This window comes from Telluria sp. B2 (assembly GCF_051789535.1).
Lineage (GTDB): Bacteria > Pseudomonadota > Gammaproteobacteria > Burkholderiales > Burkholderiaceae_D > Telluria.
The window spans coordinates 327,681-351,164 of the sequence record NZ_CP196525.1 but is presented as its reverse complement, the minus strand read 5'-3'; the positions used below and the strand labels follow the sequence as shown (position 1 = coordinate 351,164).

Annotated in this window: 21 protein-coding genes; 15 read left to right on the top strand and 6 right to left on the bottom strand. The window is 65.4% G+C overall.

Annotated features, from left to right (window positions below; all coding sequences use genetic code 11):
• Nucleotides 1-7: 7 nt before the first annotated feature.
• Nucleotides 8-748 (bottom strand): acetoacetyl-CoA reductase, encoded by a 741-nt coding sequence (gene phbB / locus ACSUZJ_RS01610; RefSeq protein WP_499412686.1) that lies wholly within the window; start codon nt 746-748, stop codon nt 8-10.
• Nucleotides 749-808: 60 nt separating this feature from the next.
• On the bottom strand, nt 809-1,987 hold the full coding sequence (locus ACSUZJ_RS01605) for an acetyl-CoA C-acetyltransferase (RefSeq protein WP_499412684.1): 1,179 nt from the start codon (nt 1,985-1,987) through the stop codon (nt 809-811).
• Between the two features lie 358 nt (nt 1,988-2,345).
• Here ACSUZJ_RS01605 and minC point away from each other — a divergent pair, with 358 nt between their 5' ends.
• The 12 genes from minC (at nt 2,346) to ACSUZJ_RS01545 (ending at nt 15,087) form a co-directional block, all read left to right on the top strand.
• Nucleotides 2,346-3,125, top strand: a complete 780-nt coding sequence (gene minC, locus ACSUZJ_RS01600) for a septum site-determining protein MinC (RefSeq protein ID WP_499412682.1) — start codon at nt 2,346-2,348, stop codon at nt 3,123-3,125.
• 35 nt (nt 3,126-3,160) lie between these two features.
• Nucleotides 3,161-3,976, top strand: coding sequence for a septum site-determining protein MinD (gene minD / locus ACSUZJ_RS01595; RefSeq protein WP_499412680.1), 816 nt, complete (start codon nt 3,161-3,163; stop codon nt 3,974-3,976).
• A gap of 1 nt (nt 3,977) precedes the next feature.
• Nucleotides 3,978-4,229, top strand: a complete 252-nt coding sequence (minE, locus tag ACSUZJ_RS01590; protein WP_056340553.1) for a cell division topological specificity factor MinE — start codon at nt 3,978-3,980, stop codon at nt 4,227-4,229.
• A 461-nt stretch (nt 4,230-4,690) separates the two neighbouring features.
• Complete coding sequence (locus tag ACSUZJ_RS01585) at nt 4,691-5,380, top strand: response regulator transcription factor (protein WP_499412678.1); 690 nt, start codon at nt 4,691-4,693, stop codon at nt 5,378-5,380.
• Nucleotides 5,381-5,685: 305 nt separating this feature from the next.
• On the top strand, nt 5,686-6,969 hold the full coding sequence (gene hemA, locus ACSUZJ_RS01580; protein WP_499412676.1) for a glutamyl-tRNA reductase: 1,284 nt from the start codon (nt 5,686-5,688) through the stop codon (nt 6,967-6,969).
• 84 nt (nt 6,970-7,053) lie between these two features.
• The gene (gene prfA / locus ACSUZJ_RS01575; RefSeq protein WP_499412674.1) at nt 7,054-8,130 is read left to right on the top strand and encodes a peptide chain release factor 1; all 1,077 of its coding nucleotides are present in this window, start codon (nt 7,054-7,056) and stop codon (nt 8,128-8,130) included.
• Between the two features lie 109 nt (nt 8,131-8,239).
• Nucleotides 8,240-8,710, top strand: a complete 471-nt coding sequence (locus ACSUZJ_RS01570; RefSeq protein WP_499412672.1) for a disulfide bond formation protein B — start codon at nt 8,240-8,242, stop codon at nt 8,708-8,710.
• Nucleotides 8,707-9,531 (top strand): peptide chain release factor N(5)-glutamine methyltransferase, encoded by an 825-nt coding sequence (prmC, locus tag ACSUZJ_RS01565; protein ID WP_499412670.1) that lies wholly within the window; start codon nt 8,707-8,709, stop codon nt 9,529-9,531. Before ACSUZJ_RS01570 ends, prmC begins: the two co-directional genes overlap by 4 nt.
• A 230-nt stretch (nt 9,532-9,761) precedes the next feature.
• On the top strand, nt 9,762-11,825 hold the full coding sequence (locus ACSUZJ_RS01560) for a DUF885 domain-containing protein (RefSeq protein ID WP_499412668.1): 2,064 nt from the start codon (nt 9,762-9,764) through the stop codon (nt 11,823-11,825).
• Between the two features lie 138 nt (nt 11,826-11,963).
• Complete coding sequence (gene gshA / locus ACSUZJ_RS01555; protein ID WP_499412666.1) at nt 11,964-13,559, top strand: glutamate--cysteine ligase; 1,596 nt, start codon at nt 11,964-11,966, stop codon at nt 13,557-13,559.
• A gap of 17 nt (nt 13,560-13,576) precedes the next feature.
• Nucleotides 13,577-14,608 carry a histone deacetylase family protein gene (locus ACSUZJ_RS01550; RefSeq protein WP_499412664.1) on the top strand — a complete coding sequence of 344 codons (1,032 nt, stop codon included), beginning with the start codon at nt 13,577-13,579 and terminating at the stop codon, nt 14,606-14,608.
• A gap of 26 nt (nt 14,609-14,634) precedes the next feature.
• Nucleotides 14,635-15,087, top strand: a complete 453-nt coding sequence (locus ACSUZJ_RS01545) for a GNAT family N-acetyltransferase (RefSeq protein WP_499412662.1) — start codon at nt 14,635-14,637, stop codon at nt 15,085-15,087.
• Between the two features lie 30 nt (nt 15,088-15,117).
• Here the strand turns inward: ACSUZJ_RS01545 and ACSUZJ_RS01540 are convergent, their stop codons facing one another.
• From ACSUZJ_RS01540 to ACSUZJ_RS01530, 3 genes are all read right to left on the bottom strand, one after another.
• Nucleotides 15,118-16,416, bottom strand: a complete 1,299-nt coding sequence (locus tag ACSUZJ_RS01540; RefSeq protein WP_499412660.1) for an MFS family transporter — start codon at nt 16,414-16,416, stop codon at nt 15,118-15,120.
• Nucleotides 16,417-16,550: 134 nt separating this feature from the next.
• On the bottom strand, nt 16,551-16,982 hold the full coding sequence (locus ACSUZJ_RS01535; protein ID WP_499412658.1) for an FKBP-type peptidyl-prolyl cis-trans isomerase: 432 nt from the start codon (nt 16,980-16,982) through the stop codon (nt 16,551-16,553).
• A 120-nt stretch (nt 16,983-17,102) separates the two neighbouring features.
• A complete protein-coding gene (locus ACSUZJ_RS01530; protein WP_499412656.1) occupies nt 17,103-18,980 on the bottom strand; it encodes a potassium transporter Kup in 1,878 nt (625 codons plus the stop codon).
• Between the two features lie 243 nt (nt 18,981-19,223).
• Here ACSUZJ_RS01530 and rarD point away from each other — a divergent pair, with 243 nt between their 5' ends.
• From rarD to ACSUZJ_RS01515, 3 genes are all read left to right on the top strand, one after another.
• Nucleotides 19,224-20,105, top strand: a complete 882-nt coding sequence (gene rarD, locus ACSUZJ_RS01525) for an EamA family transporter RarD (protein ID WP_499412654.1) — start codon at nt 19,224-19,226, stop codon at nt 20,103-20,105.
• Nucleotides 20,106-20,183: 78 nt separating this feature from the next.
• On the top strand, nt 20,184-21,851 hold the full coding sequence (gene ettA / locus ACSUZJ_RS01520; protein WP_499412652.1) for an energy-dependent translational throttle protein EttA: 1,668 nt from the start codon (nt 20,184-20,186) through the stop codon (nt 21,849-21,851).
• A 208-nt stretch (nt 21,852-22,059) separates the two neighbouring features.
• Nucleotides 22,060-22,605 (top strand): REP-associated tyrosine transposase, encoded by a 546-nt coding sequence (locus ACSUZJ_RS01515; protein WP_499412650.1) that lies wholly within the window; start codon nt 22,060-22,062, stop codon nt 22,603-22,605.
• A 133-nt stretch (nt 22,606-22,738) separates the two neighbouring features.
• Here ACSUZJ_RS01515 and ACSUZJ_RS01510 read toward each other — a convergent pair whose 3' ends face one another.
• Nucleotides 22,739-23,314, bottom strand: a complete 576-nt coding sequence (locus ACSUZJ_RS01510; RefSeq protein ID WP_499412648.1) for a porin family protein — start codon at nt 23,312-23,314, stop codon at nt 22,739-22,741.
• Nucleotides 23,315-23,484 lie beyond the last annotated feature (170 nt).

Below are 23,484 nucleotides of genomic sequence, written 5' to 3'. Positions count from 1 at the left end.
CCATCAATCAGTACATATGCTGCCCGCCATTGATCGCGATATTCGCGCCGGTGACGAAAGCGGCTTCATCCGACGCCAGGTAGGCGACCAGGCCGGCCACTTCTTCCGGCTTGCCCAGGCGGCCCATCGGGATCTGCGGGATGATCTTGGTTTCCAGCACTTCGCTCGGGATGTCCATCACCATCTTGGTGCCGATGTAGCCCGGCGAGATGGTGTTGACGGTCACGCCCTTGCGCGCCACTTCCAGGGCCAGGGCCTTCGTGAAGCCGTGCATGCCGGCTTTCGCGGCCGAGTAATTGGTCTGGCCGAAGGCGCCCTTCTGGCCGTTGACCGAGGAGATGTTGATGATGCGTCCCCAGCCGCGCTCGACCATGCCGTCGCAGACGGGCTTCGTCATGTTGAACACCGAGTCCAGGTTGGTCTTGATGACCGCATCCCAGTTGACCTTGTCCATCTTCTTGAAGGTCATGTCGCGCGTAATGCCGGCGTTGTTGACCAGCACGTCGACCGGGCCGACTTCCTGCTCGACCTGCTTGACGCAGGCTTGCGCCGAATCGTAGTCGGCCACGTCGCACGGATAGGCCTTGAAGTTGTAACCCTGCTCGCGCATCGCCGCCAGCCAGCTTTCGGCCTTGGTGTTGCCCGGCGAGTGAGTCGTGACGACCGTGTATCCCAGAGCGGCCAGCTTGATGCAGACCGCTTCGCCCAGGCCGCCCATGCCGCCGGTCACTAATGCTACTCTAGCCATCGTCTTCTCCTAGTTTTTGTCCGTCACTTTTCAGAACCTACAGCTGCTGCCCGGCCGCGCTCAGTCGCGTTCGACCGCCAGCGCCACCCCCATCCCCCCACCGATGCACAGGCTGGCCAAGCCACGCTTGGCGTCGCGGCGCACCATTTCATGCAGCAGGGTGACCAGGACGCGTGCTCCCGAGGCGCCGATCGGGTGCCCCAGCGCAATCGCACCGCCGTTGACGTTGATCTTCGACGTATCCCAGCCCATTTCCTTGTTGACGGCGATCGCCTGTGCGGCAAACGCCTCGTTGATTTCCATCAGGTCGACGTCCTCGTGCGTCCAGCCGGCCTTCTGCAGGCACAGGCGCGAGGCCGACACCGGGCCCATGCCCATGATGCTCGGGTCCAGGCCAGCCGACGAATAGGCCTTGATGCGCGCCAGCGGCTGCAAGCCCAGTTCGCGCGCCTTCGAGGCGCTCATCATGATGACGGCGGCGGCGCCGTCGTTGATGCCGGACGCGTTGCCGGCGGTCACGGTCCCTTCCTTGTTGAAGGCCGGGCGCAGGCTGGCCAGCGCTTCGATGGTGCTGCCGTGCTTCGGGTATTCGTCGGTGTCGAACACGGTGACGCCCTTTTTGGAGGGGATGTCCACCGGGAGGATCTCGTCCTTGAAGCGGCCTTCCTTCACGGCGGCCTCGGCCTTGAGCTGCGACTGCAGCGCGAATTCGTCCTGCTCGGCGCGCGAGATCTCGTACTTGCGCGCCACGTTCTCGGCGGTCACGCCCATGTGGTACTGGTTGTACACGTCCCACAGGCCGTCAACGATCATGGTGTCGACCAGCTTGGTGTCGCCCATGCGGAAGCCGTCGCGCGAATTCGGGAGCACGTGCGGCGAAGCGCTCATGTTTTCCTGGCCGCCGGCGATGACGACCTGGGCGTCGCCGCACTTGATGGCCTGGGCCGCCAGGTGGGTGGCCTTCAAGCCGCTGCCGCAGACCATGTTGATGGTTTGCGCGGGCACCATGTCGGGAAGGCCGCCCTTGAGCGCGGCCTGGCGCGCCGGGTTCTGGCCGGCGCCGGCGGTGAGCACCTGCCCCATGATCACTTCGCTGACGCTGGCCGGATCGATGCCGGTTTTCGCCAGCAACTGGCGGATCACGTGGGCGCCGAGCTCGGCGGCGGGAATCTTGGCGAGCGAGCCGCCGAATTTGCCGACCGGGGTACGGCCGGCTGCTACGATGACGACGTCTTCCATGCTTGTCTCCGGTAACTGGCTGGGCCAGGGTTGATGGGCGCGTGCGGGTCGGTGGCAGACCCGGCCGCAAAAAAAGAGGGCCGCGCCTTCGCATCGCCGCCGGTACGGTCCGGCGGAAACCTCGCATGTTAATTTCGCACCCGGGTTTGCGTTTGATCGAGATCAATCTTATCAGCTTATTCACGGAAAACAACCTGTATTGACCAGTAGGTACAAAGTCAGTTTTTTCCCATGAAGGAAGGCAAATTTTGGAACAGACAAGCATCAAAAATTGCCGTTCGGAATGATGCTGGAAACGCTGCCCTTTTCAGCAAATTTCACAGTAGAATGCACGGGCTATAGCCAACCAGAACTGTTTATGTCGAAAAGTCCGTCCAGCCTGCCCATCGAAATCAAGATCTCCACGGTTGTCGCGATCTCGGCGATCCTGCATTCGTCCGATCCGATCGCCATCGATGCGGCGCTGAAGCAGATGACCGGCGGGGTGTCGGACTTTTTCGAGGATGAATTCGCCGTCATCGACGTCGGCGCGATTGCCGCCGGGACCGCCTATATCGACTGGCGCGCACTGGTCGACCTGCTGAAGAAATACCGCCTGAACGCGGTCGCCGTGCGCGGCGCCACGCCCGAGATGGCCGAGGCCGTCAAGGCGCTCGGCCTGGCGCTCGACGACGGCGCCGGCGCCGACCGCGCACGCGAGGATGTCGCCGCCGCCACGGCCGCGACCGCCGCTCCCGCACCGGCACCCGCGCCGGCCCCTGCGCCCGCACCGGTCCCGGCCGCGCCGCTGCCCGCCATGATCGTCGACACCCCGGTGCGCGCCGGCCAGCGCGTCTACGCGCGCGGCTGCGACCTGATCATCACCGCGGTCGTCAACAACGGCGCCGAGATCATTGCCGACGGCAGCATCCACGTCTATGCACCGATGCACGGGCGTGCCCTGGCCGGCGCGTCGGGCAATGCCAGTTCGCGCATCTTCGGGCTGTCGCTGCAGCCCGAGCTGGTGTCGATCGCCGGCGTCTACCGCACATTCGACGAAGGTTTCCCGGCCGAGCTGGCGCGCCAGCCGGCCCAAATTCGCCTGGTCGGCGACCGGATCGATATATCATCACTGAGTCCGGCTCCGGCCCGCGCGTAATCAGACTCTGACCAGATACTGTAAAGGACCTTTTTGTGGCAAGAATTATTGTTGTGACGTCCGGCAAGGGCGGCGTGGGCAAAACCACCTCGAGCGCGAGTTTCTCCACTGGCCTTGCCCTGCGCGGCCACAAGACCGCGGTGCTGGACTTCGACGTCGGCCTGCGTAACCTCGACCTGATCATGGGCTGCGAACGCCGCGTGGTGTACGACCTGGTCAATGTGATCAACGGCGAAGCGACGCTGAACCAGGCCCTGATCAAGGACAAGCACTGCGACAACCTGTTCATCCTGCCGGCCTCGCAGACGCGCGACAAGGACGCCCTGACCGAAGAAGGCGTCGAGCGCGTGCTCAACGAACTGGTCAAGATGGGCTTCGAATACATCGTCTGCGATTCGCCGGCCGGCATCGAGCATGGCGCGTTGATGGCGCTGACCTTCGCCGACGAAGCGCTGATCGTGACCAACCCGGAAGTGTCGTCGGTGCGCGACTCGGACCGCATCCTGGGCATCCTGCAGGCCAAGTCGCGCCGCGCCCAGAGCGGCGGCGAACCGGTCAAGGAACACCTCCTGATCACCCGCTACTCGCCGCGCCGCGTCGAGAACGACGAAATGCTGTCCTACCAGGACGTGCAGGAAATCCTGCGCATTCCGCTGCTGGGCATCATCCCGGAATCGGAATCGGTGCTGCACGCTTCGAACCAGGGCAATCCGGCGATCCACTTCAAGGGCACCGACGTGGCCGAGGCCTACGAGGACGTGGTCGCGCGTTTCCTGGGCGAAGACCGCCCGCTGCGCTTCACGACCTACGAAAAGCCGGGTCTGTTGCAACGCATCTTTGGGACCAAGTGACATGGCATTGCTCTCATTCCTGTTCCCCGAAAAGAAGAAGAGCGCGAACGCGGCCAAGGAACGGCTGCAAATCATCATCGCCCGTGAGCGGACCAACCGTACCGGCCCGGATTTCCTGCCGGCCCTGCACCGCGAGCTGATCGAGGTGATCTCGAAGTACACCAAGGTCAACGCCGACGACATCAAGATCTCGCTCGACCGCCAGGGCAACCTGGAAGTGCTCGACGTCAACGTGGTGCTGCCGGACGCCTGAGCGGCCAGCGCAGCCCGTCCGCACGCGCGGCGGGCTGCTTCCCCTCCTTCTCCCGCACGCCTGGCGTGCCGCCTTTCCTCCCTTTCCGGAACCGGACGCGTGTTCCCGCCGTCCAAGCACAACCAGACCGACGCCTGTTCGACGCTGGCCAGCTGTCGCGCCGGTCTCACGCCAATGCGTGTTTTTGCTACCAAAAAACGGCCAGACAGCGTGCTCGCTGCATCAAGATGTTGCGTTTCCGCCGCATGTTGTGGTTTTTTCGCGCCAACACGTAAAACTGTCGAAATTGAGGGTTTACCGAGTGAGGAAGGAGTGAAACATTGTCCCCGTTCTTGCCCGGCTATTCCTTTCGATAAAAAATCGGAAGTTTACGAGTAGCATTATTTTGTCAAAGTCTGCTATAGTCAGTTTAACGTTGTAGGATTGATCCTACAGGTTATTTTTGACAATAGCGTGCCGCCATGAGAATAGCTGTCCTTGATAATGAACGTAGTCAGGCAGACCTGATTTGCCAGGTGCTCAGCTCCGCCGGACATAGCTGCCAATCCTTCGAGGGCGGCAAGGAGCTGTTGACCCAGATGCGCAAGGACAGCGCCGATCTCCTGATCATGGACTGGCCGGCAGGCGACGGCGACGCCGCCGACATCCTGCGCCGCGCCAAGGAAAAGATGGGGCCCGACGCGCCCGTCATGTTCCTGGTCGGCAGCGGCGCCGAGGACGACATCGTGGCCGGCATGGAAGCCGGCGCCGACGACTACCTGGTCAAGCCCCTGCGCCGCGGCGAGCTGGTGGCGCGCGTCTCGGCCCTGCTGCGCCGCGCCTATCCGGCGCAGACCGGCACCGAGCAGCTGCAGTTCGGTCCCTACGTGTTCGAAACGCGTCCGGGCCGCCTGCTGAAGGATGGCAACGTCATCGACGTCACCCAGAAAGAGTTTTACCTGGCCCTGCTGTTCTTCCGGAATATCGGCCGTCCCCTGTCGCGTGCCTACATCCACGAGTCGGTCTGGGTACGCGATACCGCCGTGCCCTCGCGCACCATGGACACCCACGTTTCGCGCGTGCGCAACAAGCTGAGCCTGCGTCCGGAGAACGGTTTCCGTCTGGTGCCGGTGTATAGCTACGGTTATCGCTTGGAAAAGCTCGGCGCTTGAGGTAGGGCGATTTTTTCAGGCGCTCGTAGGGTGGGCACACTGTGCCCACGCGCACGCCGGCACAACGTCATCGCGGGACGATGACACGACAGCAAATCATGGCAATTGTGTCCTGATGATCATCCACACACGCTTGCTAGGAGCGTCAAGCGCGATGCAAATATTGCCAACACTGCTCACCGTTCCGCGTGGGCACAGAGTGCCCACCCTACCTTGAAGCATCGTTAACGATCTGCCGGTCCCCTGAAACCCTGCGCGCATGAGGGTATAATTCCCCCATACGATTCCCACCGTCTTTTCCCAGAATGCAACTGCTCGCCGTTGGCCTGAACCATACGACTGCACCGGTCGCGCTGCGCGAACAGCTCGCGCTCGGTCCGGAGCAGCTCGGCCGCGCGGTGCAGTCGGCGCGCGAATGGTTCGGCCGCTTCGGCCAGGCCGGGCGCCGCGCCAGCGACGAAGCCGCAATCCTCTCCACCTGCAACCGCACCGAGCTGTACGCCGCCAGCGGCGTGCCCGACCCGCTCGACGCCTCGGCCCAGTTCCTGGCGCACTACCACGCGCTGAACTACGCCGAGCTGCGTCCGCACCTGTACATGCTGCCCCAGGACGACGCCGTGCGCCACGCCTTCCGCGTCGCCTCCGGGCTCGACTCGATGGTGCTGGGCGAACCGCAGATCCTCGGCCAGATGAAGGACGCCGTGCGCACCGCCGAGGAAGCCGGCGGTCTCGGCACCTACCTGCACCAGCTGTTCCAGCGCAGCTTCGCGGTGGCGAAGGAAGTACGCACTACCACGGAAATCGGCGCCCACAGTGTCTCCATGGCCGCCGCCGCGGTGCGTCTGTCGCAGCGCATTTTCGACCGCATCGCCGACCAGCACGTGCTGTTCATCGGCGCCGGCGAGATGATCGAACTGTGCGCGGCCCACTTCGCGGCGCAGAACCCGAAGTCGATCACGATCGCGAACCGCACCATGGAGCGCGGCGAATCGCTCGCCACGCGCCTGAACGGCCGCGCGATCCGCCTGGCCGATTTGCCTGAGCAGCTGTCGCGGTTCGACATCGTGGTTTCCTGCACCGCGTCCACCCTGCCGCTGATCGGCCTCGGCCTGGTCGAGCGCGCCATCAAGGCGCGCCGCCACCGTCCGATCTTCATGGCGGATCTGGCCGTGCCGCGCGATATCGAACCGGAAGTCGCGCGCCTGGACGACGTGTACCTGTACACCGTCGACGACCTGGCGCAGGTCGTGCAGACCGGGATGGAAAGCCGGCAAGCCGCCGTGGCCCAGGCCGAAGCCATCATCGAGAACCGCGTCCAGTCCTTCATGCACTGGATCGGCGACCGCGCCATGGTGCCCGTCATCCAGGACCTGCACGAAGCCAGCGAGGCCCTGCGCCTGGCCGAACTCGAACGCGCGCGGCGCCTGCTTGCCAAGGGCGAGGATGTCGACGCCGTGCTGGAAGCGCTGTCGAAAGGCCTGACCGCGAAATTCCTGCATGGCCCGCAGCAGGCCCTGCACCGCGCCGAGGGCGACGAACGCGCGCGCCTGGCCAATCTCCTGCCCCAGCTGTTCCGCGGCCGCCGTTAGCGGCGCGTCCCCGCTGCGCGCCCCTCCATGGGCGCTTCCGGGCGCTTGTTCGCGCCACCTGTCACCTCTTTTACGCATAAGCCCATGAAACCATCGATGCTGGCCAAGCTCGACCAACTGGCGAACCGCCTGGTCGAACTCGACGAACTCCTGATGCATGAAGGCGCCACCGCCAACATGGACACCTACCGCAAGATGACGCGCGAGCACGCCGAGCTCTCGCCGCTGGTCGCCCTGTACAAGCAGTACCAGGAAGCGAACGGCGACATCGCCGCGGCGCAGGAGATGCTGGCCGACCCGGAAATGAAGGAATTCGCCCAGGATGAAATCGAATCGGCCAAGGCGCGCCTGGCCGGCCTCGATCTCGAATTGCAGAAGATGCTGCTGCCGAAGGACGAGAACGACGAGCGCAACATCTTCCTCGAGATCCGCGCCGGCACCGGCGGCGACGAGTCGGCCCTGTTCGCCGGAGATTTGCTGCGCATGTACACCCGCTTCGCCGAGCGCAACCGCTGGCAGGTCGAGATGGTGTCGGAATCGCCCTCGGACCTGGGCGGCTATCGCGAGGTGATCGTGCGCGTGGTCGGGAATGGCGCCTATTCGAAACTGAAATTCGAGTCGGGCGGCCACCGCGTGCAGCGCGTGCCGGCCACCGAGACGCAGGGCCGCATCCACACCTCGGCCTGCACTGTCGCCGTGATGCCGGAGGCGGACGAGGTCGAGGACGTGAACATCAGCCCGGCCGACCTGCGCATCGACACGTATCGCGCCTCGGGCGCCGGCGGCCAGCACATCAACAAGACCGATTCGGCGGTGCGCATCACCCACCTGCCGACCGGGATCGTGGTCGAGTGCCAGGACGACCGCAGCCAGCACAAGAACAAGGCGCAGGCGATGAAGGTGCTGGCCGCGCGCATCAAGGACGTGCAACTGCGCGAACAGCAATCGAAGGAAGCGGCCACCCGCAAGAGCCTGATCGGCTCGGGCGACCGCAGCGAGCGCATTCGCACCTACAACTTCCCGCAGGGGCGCCTGACCGACCACCGCATCAACCTGACGCTGTATAAACTGGACTTCATCATGGATGGCGACCTGACGGAGCTGACCAATGCGCTGGCCGCCGAGCATCAGGCCGAGCTGCTCGCGGCACTGGGGGATTAAGAGCAGGCTAAGTCTGCATTAAGTTGCCAATGTGAAAATACGGGTGCGCGGTCCTGGCCTTCGTGCGAGAATCGCCCGTGTTTTTCCTGACTAACGAGAGCCCAACCGCATGCCCGCTTCCCGTACCGTTCTCCTGATCGTTGCCGCGATCAGCTTCGCGCTGATCGGGGTCGCCCTGTACCTGCAGCACGCCCACGACATGCTGCCCTGCCCGCTGTGCGTGATCCAGCGCTACCTGTTCCTGGCGGTCGGCATCGCGAGCCTGGCCGGCGCCTTCGCCGGCAAGATCAAGGCGGGCGCCGGCGTGGCCCTGCTGGCGGCGCTCGGCGGCCTGGGCGTGGTCGGCAAGCATTTATATGTGCTGGCGAATCCTGGCTTCTCCTGCGGGATCGACCCGATGGAGACCATGCTCAACAAAATTCCCACGGCGACCCTGATGCCCTGGCTGTTCCAGGCCGACGGCCTGTGCGAGAACGCCACCGACGGCCTGTTCGGCCTGTCGATCCCGCAGTGGTCGGCGGTGTGGTTCGTGCTGCTGACGCTGACCCTGGTCTGGGTGCTGGCGCGCCGCGCGCGATGACTATCTCCGCCGGCGCCAGCATCGGGTCGCTGCAGGCCAGCCTGCCGCTCGATCCGCTGGAAAACCGCATCCTGCTGTGCCACGCGCTGGGCATCTCGCGCGTGGGCCTGATCACGCAGTCCGAACGCGAGCTGAGCGCCGACGAGGCAGAGCGCCTGGCGGGCCTGGTGCAGCGCCGGCTCGATGGCGAGCCGATCGCCTACATCGTCGGCCAGCGCGAATTCTTCGGCCTGCCCTTCCAGGTCGGCCCGGCGGTGCTCATTCCCCGTCCCGACACCGAACTGATCGTCGAACTGGCGCTCGAACGCCTGGCGCCGCGCGCGCGCCTGCTCGACATGGGCACCGGCAGCGGCGCGATCGCCGTGGCGGTGGCCCATACGCGGCCCGACGCCCAGGTCACCGCGCTCGACGTCAGCGAGGACGCGCTCGCGGTGGCGCGCGCGAACGCCGGCGCCAACGGCGCCAGGGTGCGCTTCCTGCGCAGCGACTGGTTCGCCGCGCTGGGAGACGAGGAAGTATTCGACGTCGTCGCATCGAACCCGCCCTACATCGCCTCGGGCGACGAACACCTGGCGCAGGGCGACCTGCGCTTCGAACCGGTCGACGCGCTGACCGATCACGCCGATGGCCTGTCGGACCTGCGCACCATCATCGCGAGCGCGGCCCGGCACCTGGCCCCGGGCGGCTGGCTGCTGCTCGAGCATGGCTACGACCAGGCGGCGGCGGTGCGCGCTCTGCTGGCCGAAGCCGGGTACCTGGAAGCGCAGAGCTGGCGCGACCTGGCGGGGATCGAGCGGGTCAGCGGCGGGCGGCGCGGATAACGGGTTCGGTCGCGATCTCTTGAGCGCGGGCTCGAATCCAGCCGCCGGCTTCCGACACGTCGTACCGCGTGGACTCGGGAGTCCACCCTACAACGGCGAGGGTTTCGTAGGGTGGACACCTGTGTCCACGCGGTACAACGCATGCAAACCGCAATGTTCCGCGAAGCCATGGTGCGCCGCCCTTCTTCCACGCATTGCTACAATGCTCACACCGCCACCACCCTGACCCCATGCGCCGCCTGTTCTCCCTCCTCGTCCTGCTCACCGCGCTCTTCCACGGCGTGGCGCGCGGCGCGTCCGAGGAAGCCAAAGCGCTGTTCGAGCGCGACTGGGAGTGGCAGCTGCAGACCTATCCCGAATACGCCACCACGGTCGGCGACAGTCGCTTCAATGCGCGCCTGACCGACACCAGCCTGGCCGCCAGCCGGGTCAACATCGAATACGTCCGCCAGGCGCTCGAAGACGCCCGCGCCCTCGACCGCGCCAGCCTGAGCCCGGAGGAACGCCTCTCGCTCGACCTGTTCGTCTTCGACAAGGAGCGCCAGCTCGCCCGCTACGCCTTCCACCCCTTCGATCCACAGCCGATCAGCGCCTGGGACGGCCTGCACGTGCGCCTGCCGCGCCTGGTCGCGCAGATGCCTTTCGCGACCGAGGAAGACTACCGCAACTACATCGCGCGCCTGACTGCGCTGCCTGCCCACGTCGACGGCCTGATCGCCCAGATGCGCGAAGGCATGCGCACCGGCTGGACCGCGCCGAAAGCCAGCGTGCGCGCGCTGCCGGACCTGCTGCGCGCCATGCGCGAACGCCTGGCCGACGGGCCGCTGTCGGCGCCCTTGCGGCGCATTCCCGCCACCATCGATGCCGCGCTGCGCGAGGAACTTCTCAACGCCGGGAATACCGCCCTGGAGTCCAGCGCTGCCCCCGCCCTGCGCAGGCTGGAAGACTTCATCCGCCTCGAGTACCTGCCGGCCGCGCGCGAGTCCCTGGCCGCCAGCAGCCTGCCGGGCGGGCCCGGCTACTACGCCTTCCTGGTCCGGAACGCCACCGGTACCGACCTGACGCCGGCCGAGGTGCACGCGATCGGCCTGAAGGAAGTGGCGCGCATCCGCAGCGCGATGGAAGCTGCGGTCAAGCGCACCGGTTTTCGCGGCACGCTGGCGCAGTTCCTGGTCTTCGCGCGCAGCGACAAGCGTTTGTTTGCCACCAGCGCGGACAGCCTGCTGGCGCGCTACCGGCGCACCATCGCGCGCGCCGAAGCGCGCCTGCCCGCGCTGTTCGGCACCATTCCGGAGGAAAGCATCGGCGTCAAGCCGCTGGGCCAGCAGGGCGCGGCCGGCCAGGTCGCCGCCTATTACGAAGCCGGCACCCCAAGCCGCAGCGCGGCGCTGGTGGTCAACACGGCACGCCTGGACACCCAGCCGCTGTGGGAAGTCGAGACGCTGACCCTGCACGAAGCCCTGCCCGGGCACCACCTGCAGGTGGCGCGCGCCCACGAACTGGCGGACCTGCCCGCCTTTCGCCGCCACCGCTGGGACGAGGCCTTCGGCGAAGGCTGGGCCACCTATGCCGAAAGCCTGGGACCGGAACTGGGCTTCTTCAAGGATCCGTTCTCCAGCTTCGGCTACCTGAACGACGAGATGTTCCGCGCCGCCCGCCTGGTGGTCGACACCGGCATCCACGCCCAGGGCTGGTCGCGCCGCCAGGCGATCGACTACCTGAATGCGCAGACCGCCAATGCCAGCGCCGACAACGAGGTCGAGGTCGACCGCTACATTGCCCAGCCGGCCCAGGCATTGAGCTACAAGATCGGCCAGTTGCGCATCCGCGCCCTGCGCGAGAAGGCGCAAACCGCGCTCGGGCCGCGCATGGACCTGCGCCGCTTCCATGACGCCCTGCTGGGCAAGGGTTCGCTGCCGCTGCCGCTGCTCGAGCGCGAAATGGGCCGCTGGCTGGCCGCCCAGCTGGCGCCGGCGGCTCCTGGACCGGGTCCCTTCCCGCTGACCCCACCCACGCCTGCCGGGCCAGGTCCCATCCTCCTGCCTGCCCCGCCAGCCCAGCCGCCCGCGTCCGCCACACCGGCGCCGGCGCAGCCAGCGCCCGAATTGGACACCAAGCCGGACACGAAGCCAGCCACTGAGCCAGCCGCCAAGCCGGCCGCCGAACCAGGCGCCGCGCCCGGCACGCCTCCAGCTGCCGCACCCGCCAAAAAACCCGCTTCGACACCTGCTGCCGCGCCGCCCGCCAGGCCGGCCGCAGGCGCCGGTGCGGCGCCGGAAAGCACCACAGGCTAAGAGCCCGTCCCGGTAGCCAGGGCCGTTTGCCCCGCAGGCCAATGTCGCCGGCCGGAAATGGACCGGCCGCCGACGCGCAGTCCGTTTTTCGGTTACTCTCTGCACCAATCGAATAGGCAGTATAAGAAAGGAAACACTGTGTCGAACCAACTGACCCGCCGCCTGGCCCTGCTGGACGACGACGCGCACCGCGGCCTGCTCGGCCAGGGTCTGCGCGGCATCGAACGCGAGACCCTGCGCATCGACAGCCAAGGCCAGCTCGCGCGCACGCCCCACCCGGTCCAGCTCGGCTCGGCGCTCACCCACCCGCAGATCACCACCGACTACGCCGAAGCGCTGCTCGAGTTCATCACGCCGGCCGAGCACGACATCGGCCTGACCCTGCACCGCCTCGACGCGATCCACCGCTTCGCCTACTCGAAGCTGGGCGACGAGATGCTGTGGAGCGAATCGATGCCGGGCGAACTGCCGCCGGAAGAAGAGATCGAGATCGCCTGGTACGGCAAGTCGCACATCGGCATGCTCAAGCACGTCTACCGCCGCGGCCTGGCGCTGCGCTACGGCAAAGCCATGCAGTGCATCGCCGGCATCCACTACAACTACTCGCTGCCGGAACAACTGTGGCAGCTGATCCTGGCCAACGAGGGCGTGCAGGAAGAGCGCCGCAACGCCCTGCGCGACTTCCAGTCCGAAAGCTACATCGCCACCATCCGCAACTTCCGCCGCTACAGCTGGCTCCTGATGTACCTGTTCGGCGCCTCGCCGGCGTTGACCAAGAGCTTCCTGCGCGGCCGCGCGCACGGGCTCGAAGAGCTGTCGCCCGACACGCTCTACCTGCCTTGGGCCACCAGCCTGCGCATGAGCGACCTGGGCTACCAGAACGATGCCCAGTCCGGCCTGCGTCCACACGAGAACAGCCTGGAAAGCTATGTGACGAGCCTGATGGACGCCGTCAACCGTCCGTATGCCCCGTACGAGGCGATCGGCACCAAGAAGGACGGCGAGTGGATCCAGCTCTCGACCAATGTGCTGCAGATCGAGAACGAGTACTACTCGACGATCCGCCCGAAACGCGTGATCCGTACCGGCGAGCGTCCGGTGCAAGCGCTGTGCAACCGCGGCGTCCAGTACATCGAGGTGCGCTGCCTCGACGTCGACCCGTTCGAGCCGGTCGGCGTCGGCATCGAGACCGGCCGCTTCCTGGACGCCTTCCTGCTGTTCTGCGCGCTCGACGAGAGCCCCCTGATCAGCGCCGCGGAAGGCGAGATCCATGCGCGCAACTTCGCCCGCACTGTGAAAGAAGGCCGCAAGCCGGGCCTGACCCTGACGCGCGACGGCGCGGAAGTGACGCTGCAGGCCTGGGCCGACGAACTCATCGAGCGCATCCGCCCGGTGGCGCAGCTGCTCGATGCGGAGCACAACGAACCGGGCGTGCACCAAGCCTCGCTGGCGCTGCAGAAGGCGAAGATCGCCGACCCGGACAAGACGCCGTCGGCGCGCGTGCTCGAGGAAGTGCGTGCGCTCGGTTCGGCCGCCGCCTTCGGTTTGCGCCAGAGCCAGCTGCACGCGGCTTACTTCCGCGAAAGCCCGCTGATGCCGGCCGAGGAAGCCGCGTTCGCCGAGCAGGCCGCCGCTTCGCTGGCCGAGCAGGCGATCATCGAACAGTCGGACACGGGCAGCTTCGACGATTTCGTCGCCGCCTATAACAGCAGTACACTGTGCGGTAATCACTAGGAACCTCAGGGGATGCCTTGCTCACTTTTTACAACGAACACCACGGCCAGCACCGCGCGCGGCGCGCAAGCCGGCGCGGCGACGTGGTGCCCTGTCGTGAAGAGCCCGAGCGCATCGACCTGGTGCTGGCCGAACTGCAGCGGCGCGGACTAGGCGAGATCGTCACCCCGCACCGGGTGCCGCTGGTCTCGCTCGAACGCATCCACAGCCCGCGCTACCTGCACTTTCTGCGTAACGCCTGGAGCGAATGGCTGGCCCTCGATCCGGCGAATACGGACACCGACGCCCTGCCCGCGAGCTGGCCGATCCGCGGCATGCGCTCCGACCTCGAGCCGGACAGTTTTCACGGCCGGCTCGGCCTGTACTCGATGGACAGCGGCACGCCGCTCACCAGCGGCACCTGGAACGCCGCGAAAACCGGCGCCGACTGCGCCATCAACGCGGCCCATGCCCTGCGCCTGGGCGAGCGCGGCAGCTTTGCGCTGACCCGCCCGCCGGGACACCACGCCGGGGCCGATTTCTTCGGCGGCGGCTGCTTCCTGAATAACGCGGCGCTGGCGGCCCAGCACCTGCTCGACGATGGCTTGAAACGCGTGGCGATCCTCGATATCGACTACCAGCACGGCCACGGCACCCAGGGCATCTTCTATGGCCGCAGCGACGTGCTGTTCGTCTCGCTCCACGCCGACCCGCGCAGCGACTACCCCTTCTACCTCGGCCACGCCGACGAAACCGGCAGCGGCGAAGGACTCGGCTACAACATGAACCTGCCGCTGCCGCGCGCGGCGCACGCACAGCAGTGGATGGCGGCGCTGGAGACGGCCTGCATCAGGCTGGGCATGTTCGCGCCCGAGGCGCTGGTGGTCTCGCTGGGCGTCGGCGCCGCCTTCGATGCCGGCTTCGGCCTGCAGGGCGGGGATTTCCTGCGCATCGGCGAACGCATCGCCTGGCTCGGCCTGCCGACCGCCTTCGTGCTCGAAGGCGGGCTGGGGCCGGATATCGGCATCAACACGGTCAACGTGCTCGAAGGTTTCGAGACGGCGGCCTGATTCTTTTTCACCTGATTGGAACACACATGATCGAATGGCAGTGGTGCAGCTTCGCCGATTTGACCAACGCGCAGCTGTACGAAGTGCTGGCCCAGCGCCAGCAGGTTTTCGTCCTGGAGCAGACTTGCCTGTATCCGGACATCGACGGCTACGACCTCGACGCCCACCACCTGCTGGGCTGGCGCGACATCGGCGGACGGCGCGTGCTGGTCGCCTACCTGCGCTGCCTGGCGCCGGGCGCGAAGTACGACGAGATGAGCCTTGGGCGCATCCTCACGACGAATGACGTGCGCGGCTCGGGCGTGGGACGCGAGCTGGTGGCGCACGGCATCCAGTACGCCGAGCAGCTGCACCCGGGGCACCGCATCCGTATTGGCGCCCAACAGCGCCTGGAGAAGTTCTACCAGGGCTTCGGCTTCGAGACCGTCTCCGCCCCCTACGACGAAGACGGCATCATGCACATCGATATGCTGCGCTGAGGCGCAGCATCCTTCGGCTTCCGGAGCGCCTTATTTGAGCATGCCCGACTTGGTCGGGTCGGGCATCCTCAGCGACACGATGAAGGAAATCGCGCACATCGCGCTGACGTACCAGTAGAAATTCGATTCCACCCCGGCCTGCTTGAACCACAGCGCCACATATTCGGCCGAGCCGCCGAAGATGGCGTTGGCCACCGCGTACGACAGGCCGACGCCGAGGGCGCGCACCTCCACCGGGAACATCTCGGCCTTGATCAGGCCACTGATCGAGGTGTACAGGCTGACGATGGCCAGCGCGCAAACGATCAACACGCCGGCCATGATCGGGCTGGCGACACCGCGCAGGGCCGTCATGATCGGCACCGTGGCGATCGCGGCCAGGCCGCCGAACCACATCATCGAGGTCTTGCGGCCGATGCGGTCGGACAGCGCGCCGAACACCGGCTGCAGGCACATGTAGACCACCAGCACCACGGTCATGATCGCGCTGGCGGTCTTGGTATCCATGCCGACCGTGTTGACCAGGTATTTCTGCATGTAGGTGGTGAAGGTGTAGAAGATCAGCGAGCCGCCGGCGGTGAAACCGAGCACGGTGATGAAGGCGCGGCGATGGTCCTTCAGCAGCGCGGCGACGCTGCCGGCTTCCTTGCGCTTGCGCTCGGCAGCATTCGTGGTCTCGGTCAGCGAGCGGCGCAGGTAGAGCGAGACCAGGGCCGCGCAGGCGCCCAGCACGAAGGGGATGCGCCAGCCCCAGGCCTTCAGTTCGGCCTCGGTCAGCAGCTGTTGCAGCACCACCAGCACCAGCAGCGCCAGCAACTGGCCGCCGATCAGGGTCACATACTGGAAGGACGCGAAGAAGCCGCGCCGGCCCCGTTGGGCCACTTCGCTCATGTAGGTGGCGCTGGTGCCGTACTCGCCGCCCACCGACAGGCCCTGGAACAGGCGCGCCAGCAGCAGCAGGGCCGGCGCCGCGGTGCCGATCTGGGCATAGGTCGGCAGCACCGCGATCATCAGCGAGCCGCCGCACATCATCAGCACCGAGATCAGCATCGAGTTCTTGCGGCCGTAGCGGTCGGCGATGCGGCCGAACATCCAGCCGCCGATCGGACGCATCAGGAAGCCGGCCGCGAAGATGCCGGCGGTGTTGAGCAGCTGGGTGGTCGGGTTCCCCGACGGGAAGAAGGCGGCGGAAAAGTACAGCGCGCAGAAGGAATAGATGTAGAAATCGAACCATTCGACCAGGTTGCCCGACGATGCGCCGACGATGGCGTAGATGCGTTGGCTGGGGGTCAGTTCTTCGATTTCATGCGGGGTGACGTGTTGCGACATGCTCTTGTGCTCCTTGGTTCGACGAACGCGTGCGCCGCTGGCGCCGCGATTACATCCTACACAAGGGAAAGGTGCGCACGGCACGTCGTAGGACGGGACGCCGTGCGGCGCCCGTGCCCGGCGGACCCCGGGGCTTACTCGACCTTCAGCAGCTCGACGTCGAACACCAGGCCGCTGTTCGGCGGAATCGGGCCGCGGCCTCTCGCGCCGTAAGCGAGGTTGGCCGGAATGTGCAGGGTGCGCTTGCCGCCGACCTTCATGCCGGGCAGGCCCTGGGTCCAGCCGGCAATCACCGAGTCGACACCCAGCGTGAACGTATAGGTGCCGGTCTCGAACTGGGCGCCCTTGTTGTCGGCGGCGGTGGTGCTGTACAGCCAGCCGGTGTAGTTGACGGTCAGCTTCCTGCCGTTGGCCGCCTCGGCGCCGGTGCCGACCACGTTGTCGATGGTCTTCAGGGCTGCCGGAATGCTGATGACTTCCGGCTCGTCAGCGCCGCCCCCTCCGCAGGCTGTCAGGCTCAGTACGGCCGCGCAGGCGGCAGCCATCAGCGGAAACGTGAATCGCATGCTCTTCTCCCAGATAGATGCATATGTATGTGAGGAAACATTGCACCTTACCCCGAGGGCTGAACGGAGTTTGTCCGCTTTTTGTAGCGTTTTTGTATAAGTACTTGGCCGGGCGAGTACTTAAATTTCGACTTGCGTGCCGAGCTCGATGACGCGGTTCGGCGGGATCTGGTAATAGTCGGCGGCAGCGCGCGCGTTGCGCGACATGGTCGCGAACACGTGCTCGCGCCAGGGCGCCATGCCGCGGCCCGGGGTCGAGATCACGGTCTGGCGCGCGATGAAGAACGAGGTCTCCATCATCTCGAAAGGCAGGCCGAGCGTGGCGCAGTAGCCCATCACGGCCGGGATGTCCGGTTCGTCCTTGAAGCCGTAGTGGATGTTCAATTGGAAGCAGTTGTGGCCAAGCTCGACCACCTGCACCTGCTCGGGCAGGGACACCCAGGGCTCTTCGCGGATGTGCACGGTCAGGAACACCACGCGCTCGTGCAGCACCTTGTTGTGCGACAGGTTGTGCAGCAGCGCATGCGGCACGCCGTCGCTCTCTCCGCGCAGGAAAATCGCGGTGCCGGGCACCCGCGCCGGCGGCGCCACGAACAGGGACGCGAGGAAGGCGTCGAGCGGGATGGCGTGCTTTTCCAGGTTCTCGAACACCAGTTCGCGGCCGCGCTTCCAGGTCAGCATCGCGGTCAGCAGCACCGCGCCCAGCAACAGCGGGAACCAGCCTCCGTGCAGCAGCTTCAGGGTGCTGGCCGAGAACAGCGCAATGTCCATCAGCATGAAGAAGCCGGTGGCGCCCAGGCATACCGCCAGCGGCAGGTGCCAGCGGTAGCGGGTGACGAAGAAGGTCAGCAGCGTAGTGGCGAGCATGGTCGCGGTGACGGCGATACCGTAGGCGCCGGCCAGGCGGTCCGAGGAGCCGAAGCCGATCACGGCGATCAGGACCACGACCAGCTGCAACCAGTTCACCGCCGGGATGTAGATCTGGCCGATCTCGCTTTCCGAGGTGTGCAGGATGCGCATGCGCGGCAGCAGGCCCAGCATGATCGCCTGCTTGGTCATCGAATAGGTGCCGGAAATCGTGGCTTGCGAGGCGATCACCGCCGCCATGGTCGACAGGACCACCAGCGGATACACGCTCCAGGTGCCGAGCTGGTGGAAGAAGGGATTTTCCACCGCCGTCGGATCGGTAATGAGCAGGCCGCCCTGGCCCAGGTAGTTCAGGGCGAGGGCCGGAAACACGATCATGAACCAGGCCACGCGGATCGGCTTCTTGCCGAAGTGGCCCATGTCGGCGTAGAGCGCCTCGGCGCCGGTCAGCGCCAGCACCACCGCGCCCAGCGCGACGAAGGCGACGAACTGGTTTTCCATGATGAAGCGCGCCGCGTGCAGCGGGTTGAGCGCCTGCAGGATCACCGGCGCCTTGGCGATATTGATCACGCCCATGATCGCCAGCGCTGCGAACCAGACGATCATGACCGGCCCGAACCAGCGTCCGATGCCGGCCGTGCCGTGGCGCTGCAGGCTGTACAGGCCGACCAGCACGACCACCGCCATCGGCACCACGTAATGCGACAGCGCCGGCGTGGCCACTTCCAGGCCCTCGATCGCGCCGAGCACCGAAATGGCCGGCGTGATCACGCTGTCGCCGTAGAACATGGTGGCGCCGAACACGCCCACCACCATCAGCGGGTAGTGCCAGCGCGAGGTGCGCGTGACCGAATTCAGGGTGAGCGCCATCAGCGCCATGATGCCGCCCTCGCCGCGGTTGTCGGCGCGCAGCACCAGGGTGACGTACTTGAGCGAGACGATCAGCGTCAGCCCCCAGAAGATCAGGGACACGATGCCGAGCAGGTTGGGAGTATTGAGGGCGAGGCCGTGGGTGGGGTCGAAGATGGTCTTGAGCGTGTACAGCGGGCTGGTACCGATATCGCCGTAGACGATGCCAACGGCAGCCAGCGTCATGGCCGCCAGGCTGCTTTTGTTATTTTGCGACGTCAAGATTGCACCATATTGTTGTTCTGGTGCGGCGCACCATAAAATAACGACAAGAAAATTGCAAGCAGTATTCGGCGGCCCGGCGCACCATGGCAGAAAGTGTTGCAAGTTTGCCCGAAGAGGCCGCGGAAGGTCGCGCGTTAGCCCTGCGGGCTTGTCTTCCTGCGCCAAAACGGGGCGCCTCCGGCAAGAGCTCGCCACTTCGCCGATAATGCTGCACTGGCAACTCTCCTCATCCCATTTCCCATGCGTACCGGCATCATTTCCGCCGCCCTGGCCTTCCTGTGCTGGGGCTTGTTTCCTCTATATTTTCACGCCGTCAAGGAAGTACCTGCCATGCAGATCCTGGCGCACCGCATGCTGTGGTCGCTCGCCTTCCTGCTGATCGTGCTCGCCCTGCGCCGCCAGTGGCGCTGGCTGAACCAGGTGCGCCAGCCGCGCGTGTTCTGGAGTTTCGTCGCCTCGGCCCTGCTGCTCAGCGCGAACTGGCTGCTGTATATCTGGGCGGTCAACAACGGCCACGTGATCGAGGCCAGCCTCGGCTATTTCATCAATCCGCTGGTCAACATCATGTTCGGTTACCTGCTGCTGAAGGAACGCCTGCGCCGCGTGCAGTGGATCGCGATCGGGATCGCCGCCCTGGGCGTGGCCTGGCTGACCTGGCAGTCCGGTTCGGTGCCCTGGATCGCCCTGTGCCTGGCCGCCTCTTTCGGCGCCTACGGCCTGCTGCGCAAGACCGCCGCGCTCGGCGCCCTCGAGGGGCTGTCCTTCGAGACCATGGTCCTGTTCCCGATCGCGGCCGTCTATGTCGGCTGGCTCACGCTGCATGGCGAAAATGCCTTCGTGAATACCGCGTCAAGTGCCACGCGCTGGCTCCTGATCGCGGCGGGTCCGATCACGGCGATCCCGCTGCTGCTGTTCGCCAGCGGCGCGCGCCAGATTCCGCTGTCGATCCTCGGCCTGCTGCAGTACCTGGCGCCGACCATCCAGTTCCTGCTCGGCGTGCTGCTGTTCAAGGAAGCCTTCACTGCAGACCGCCTGGTCGGTTTCGCGCTGATCTGGGCGGCGCTGATCCTGTTTGCGGGCGAAGGGTTGATCCGGTCGCGGCAGACGCGCAACCAGGCCTGAACATTTCGCGATAAAGGGTGTCTTTGGCGCCCTTCTATCGTATCCTGTGCACCTTGATTTACATAACAGTTACTTAAGATGGCAAATTACGTCTATACCATGAACCGCGTGGGCAAAATCGTCCCGCCGAAACGCCAGATCCTGAAGGATATCTCGCTGTCGTTCTTCCCGGGCGCGAAGATCGGCGTGCTGGGCCTGAACGGCTCCGGTAAATCGACCCTGCTGAAGATCATGGCGGGCATCGACACCGACATCCAGGGCGAAGCGCGCCCGATGCCGGGACTGAACATCGGCTACCTGCCGCAGGAACCGCAGCTCGACCCGGAAAAGACGGTCCGCCAGGAAGTCGAATCGGGCCTGGGCGAAGCCTTCGAGGCGCAGGCCAAGCTGGAAGCCGTGTACGCCGCCTACGCGGAAGAAGACGCGGACTTCGACGCCCTCGCCAAAGAGCAGGAGCGCCTGGAATCGATCATCGCCGCGGCCGATGGCGGCAACCTGAACCTGCAGATGGAAATGGCCGCCGACGCGCTGCGCCTGCCGCCCTGGGACCAGAAGATCGGCGTGCTGTCGGGCGGCGAAAAGCGCCGCGTGGCGCTGTGCAAGCTGCTGCTGAGCAAGCCGGACATGCTGCTGCTGGACGAACCCACCAACCACCTGGACGCCGAATCGGTCGAGTGGCTGGAGCAGTTCCTGCTGCGCTTCCCGGGCACCGTGGTGGGCATCACCCACGACCGCTACTTCCTCGATAACGCCGCCGAGTGGATCCTGGAACTGGACCGCGGCCACGGCATCCCCTGGAAGGGCAACTACTCGTCTTGGCTGGAGCAGAAGGAAGCGCGCCTGAAGCAGGAAGAAGCGACCGAATCGGCACGCCAGAAGGCGCTGGCCAAGGAACTCGAGTGGGCGCGCCAGAATCCGAAGGCACGCCAGGCCAAGTCGAAGGCGCGCCTGGCCCGCTTCAACGAACTGTCCGAATACGAATACCAGAAGCGCAACGAGACCCAGGAGATCTTCATCCCCGTGGCCGAGCGCCTGGGCAACGACGTCATCGAGTTCAAGAACGTCAGCAAGGCCTTCGGCGACCGCCTCTTGATCGACAACCTGTCGTTCACGATTCCGCCGGGCGCGATCGTCGGCATCATCGGCCCGAACGGCGCCGGTAAGTCGACCCTGTTCAAGATGATCGCCGGCAAGGAACAGCCGGACAGCGGCGAAGTCATCATCGGCCAGACCGCAAAAATCTCGCTGGTCGACCAGAGCCGCGACGAGCTGTCGAACAACAAGACCGTGTTCGAGGACGTTACCGGCGGCGCCGACATGCTCAGCGTCGGCCGCTTCGAGATGCCGTCGCGCGCCTACCTCGGCCGCTTCAACTTCAAGGGTTCGGACCAGCAGAAGGTGGTCGGCAACCTGTCGGGCGGCGAACGCGGCCGCCTGCACCTGGCGAAAACCCTGCTGCAAGGCGGCAACGTCCTGCTGCTGGACGAACCGTCGAACGACCTCGACGTGGAAACCCTGCGCGCGCTGGAAGACGCCCTGCTGGAATTCGCCGGCAGCGTGATGGTCATTTCGCACGACCGCTGGTTCCTCGACCGTATCGCAACCCACATCCTGGCCTTCGAGGGCAACTCGCAGGTGACCTTCTTCAACGGTAACTATCAGGAATACGAAGCCGACAAGAAGAAGCGCCTGGGCGAGGAAGGCGCGAAGCCGAAGCGGATTCGCTACAAGCCGCTGACGACCTGATCGGCTGTCATGCTCCTGCGGGAGCTTGAGCAGAGACAAGAAACGCCTGGTACTGTGCTTGCAGTGCCGGGCGTTTTTTTATTCGCGGAAATGGATCGTGGTCGACGGCAGAGCGTGTGTAGAATCGCCGGTTGATGAGGCTGAGAGTTCCCGCCTCCCATTTGCGCCAATCGACATGGCCTCCATCCTCGATCGGCACACTTTGCCCATGACAGACTACCGCGACAACCGGGTCCCCGGTGGGACCTTCTTCTTCACGGTTCGGCTGCTCGACCGTGGCAGTTCCCTGTTGACGGACCATATCTCGGCCTTCGGCGACGCGATCCGCCAGGCGCGCGTGCGCCGGCCCTTCCATGTCGACGGCTGGGTCGTCCTGCCCGACCATGCCCACGCGATGTGGACGCTGCCGCCGGGCGACCACGACTGCTCGAGCCGCTGGCGCGCGGTGAAGATCGCCTTCTCGAAAGCCCTGCGCAAGTCGCTCGTGACGGGTGCGCCCGACGGCGCCGTCTGGGAGCGCCAGTACCAGCAATACCGCATCCAGGACGAACAGGAATATGCGACCCTGATCGACTACATGCACACCGATCCGGTACGCCACGGCTTGTGCCAGGGCGCCTGCGAGTGGCCCTGGTCCTCGCTGCACCGTTTCATCGCGTCCGGCTTCGGCGCGCCCGAGGCCCTGGTGCTGCCGCCCTGGCGGCGCCCGCACCTGGCGTCTGCGGCGCCGCTGCATCTGGGGGCGTACCCCTGATACCTCAGCCGTGGCCCACGGTGGCATAGGGTCGGTGGGCAAGGGACACCCCGCCTACGCTACCGGTCGCATCCACCGTGCAATACCAAAACAAAAGGCCCCGCAGGGCCCTTTGTCATTCGCGACGCGTCGATCAGAACTGGTACTTCGCGCCGATGGTGAAGACGTCCGGCTTCGGACCGAAGTCTTTTTTCTTGCCGTAGCGCTCGTACTCGGCGATCAGGGCGACTTGCTCGTTCACGTTGTACTGCATGCCGACCGCGCCGTAGACGCCGTTGTCGCTTTCGCTGCGGCTCAGGCCGGCGGTAGCCGAATCCATTTCAGCCTTGGTGTGGGTCACGCCCAGCTTGCCGTAGACCGAGGTCTTGTCGTTCAGCGAGGCGCGTGCCTTGCCGGCGATGTAGGCGCCATAGCCATCCGACTCGGTGGAGGCGGTGGTGCCGTTCAGGTTGTAGGTGCCGCCAGCCTTGCGGAAGTCGGTGTAGCCGGCCTCGATGCCGAAGTTGTCGGTCAGTTCGGCGCCGCCGAAGATTTTTCCCGAAAACTTGTAGCCGTCGTTATCGACCATGGTGGCGCCCGGGACGTTGTACTCGCGATCGGCACCGGAAGCACCAACGCCGACATAGGCACGCGGGGTGATGGTGGTCTGGGCCTGGGCGGCGGTCATGAGGGCGCTACCTGCGATCAGTGCAAAAATGAGCTTTTTCATTGCGGAATCCTTTTTCAACGTTTTTAGACTGGCTCGCCATTCCTTAGTGAATCGCGATGAGTCCAAGATAGCACTGGTCAAAAGGATAAGGCAGTGCCGATTCCGTAAGAACTGTAAGCAAACGTAACATAAATGACTTATGGTTCAGTTATTTTTTCCATCAAATTGAC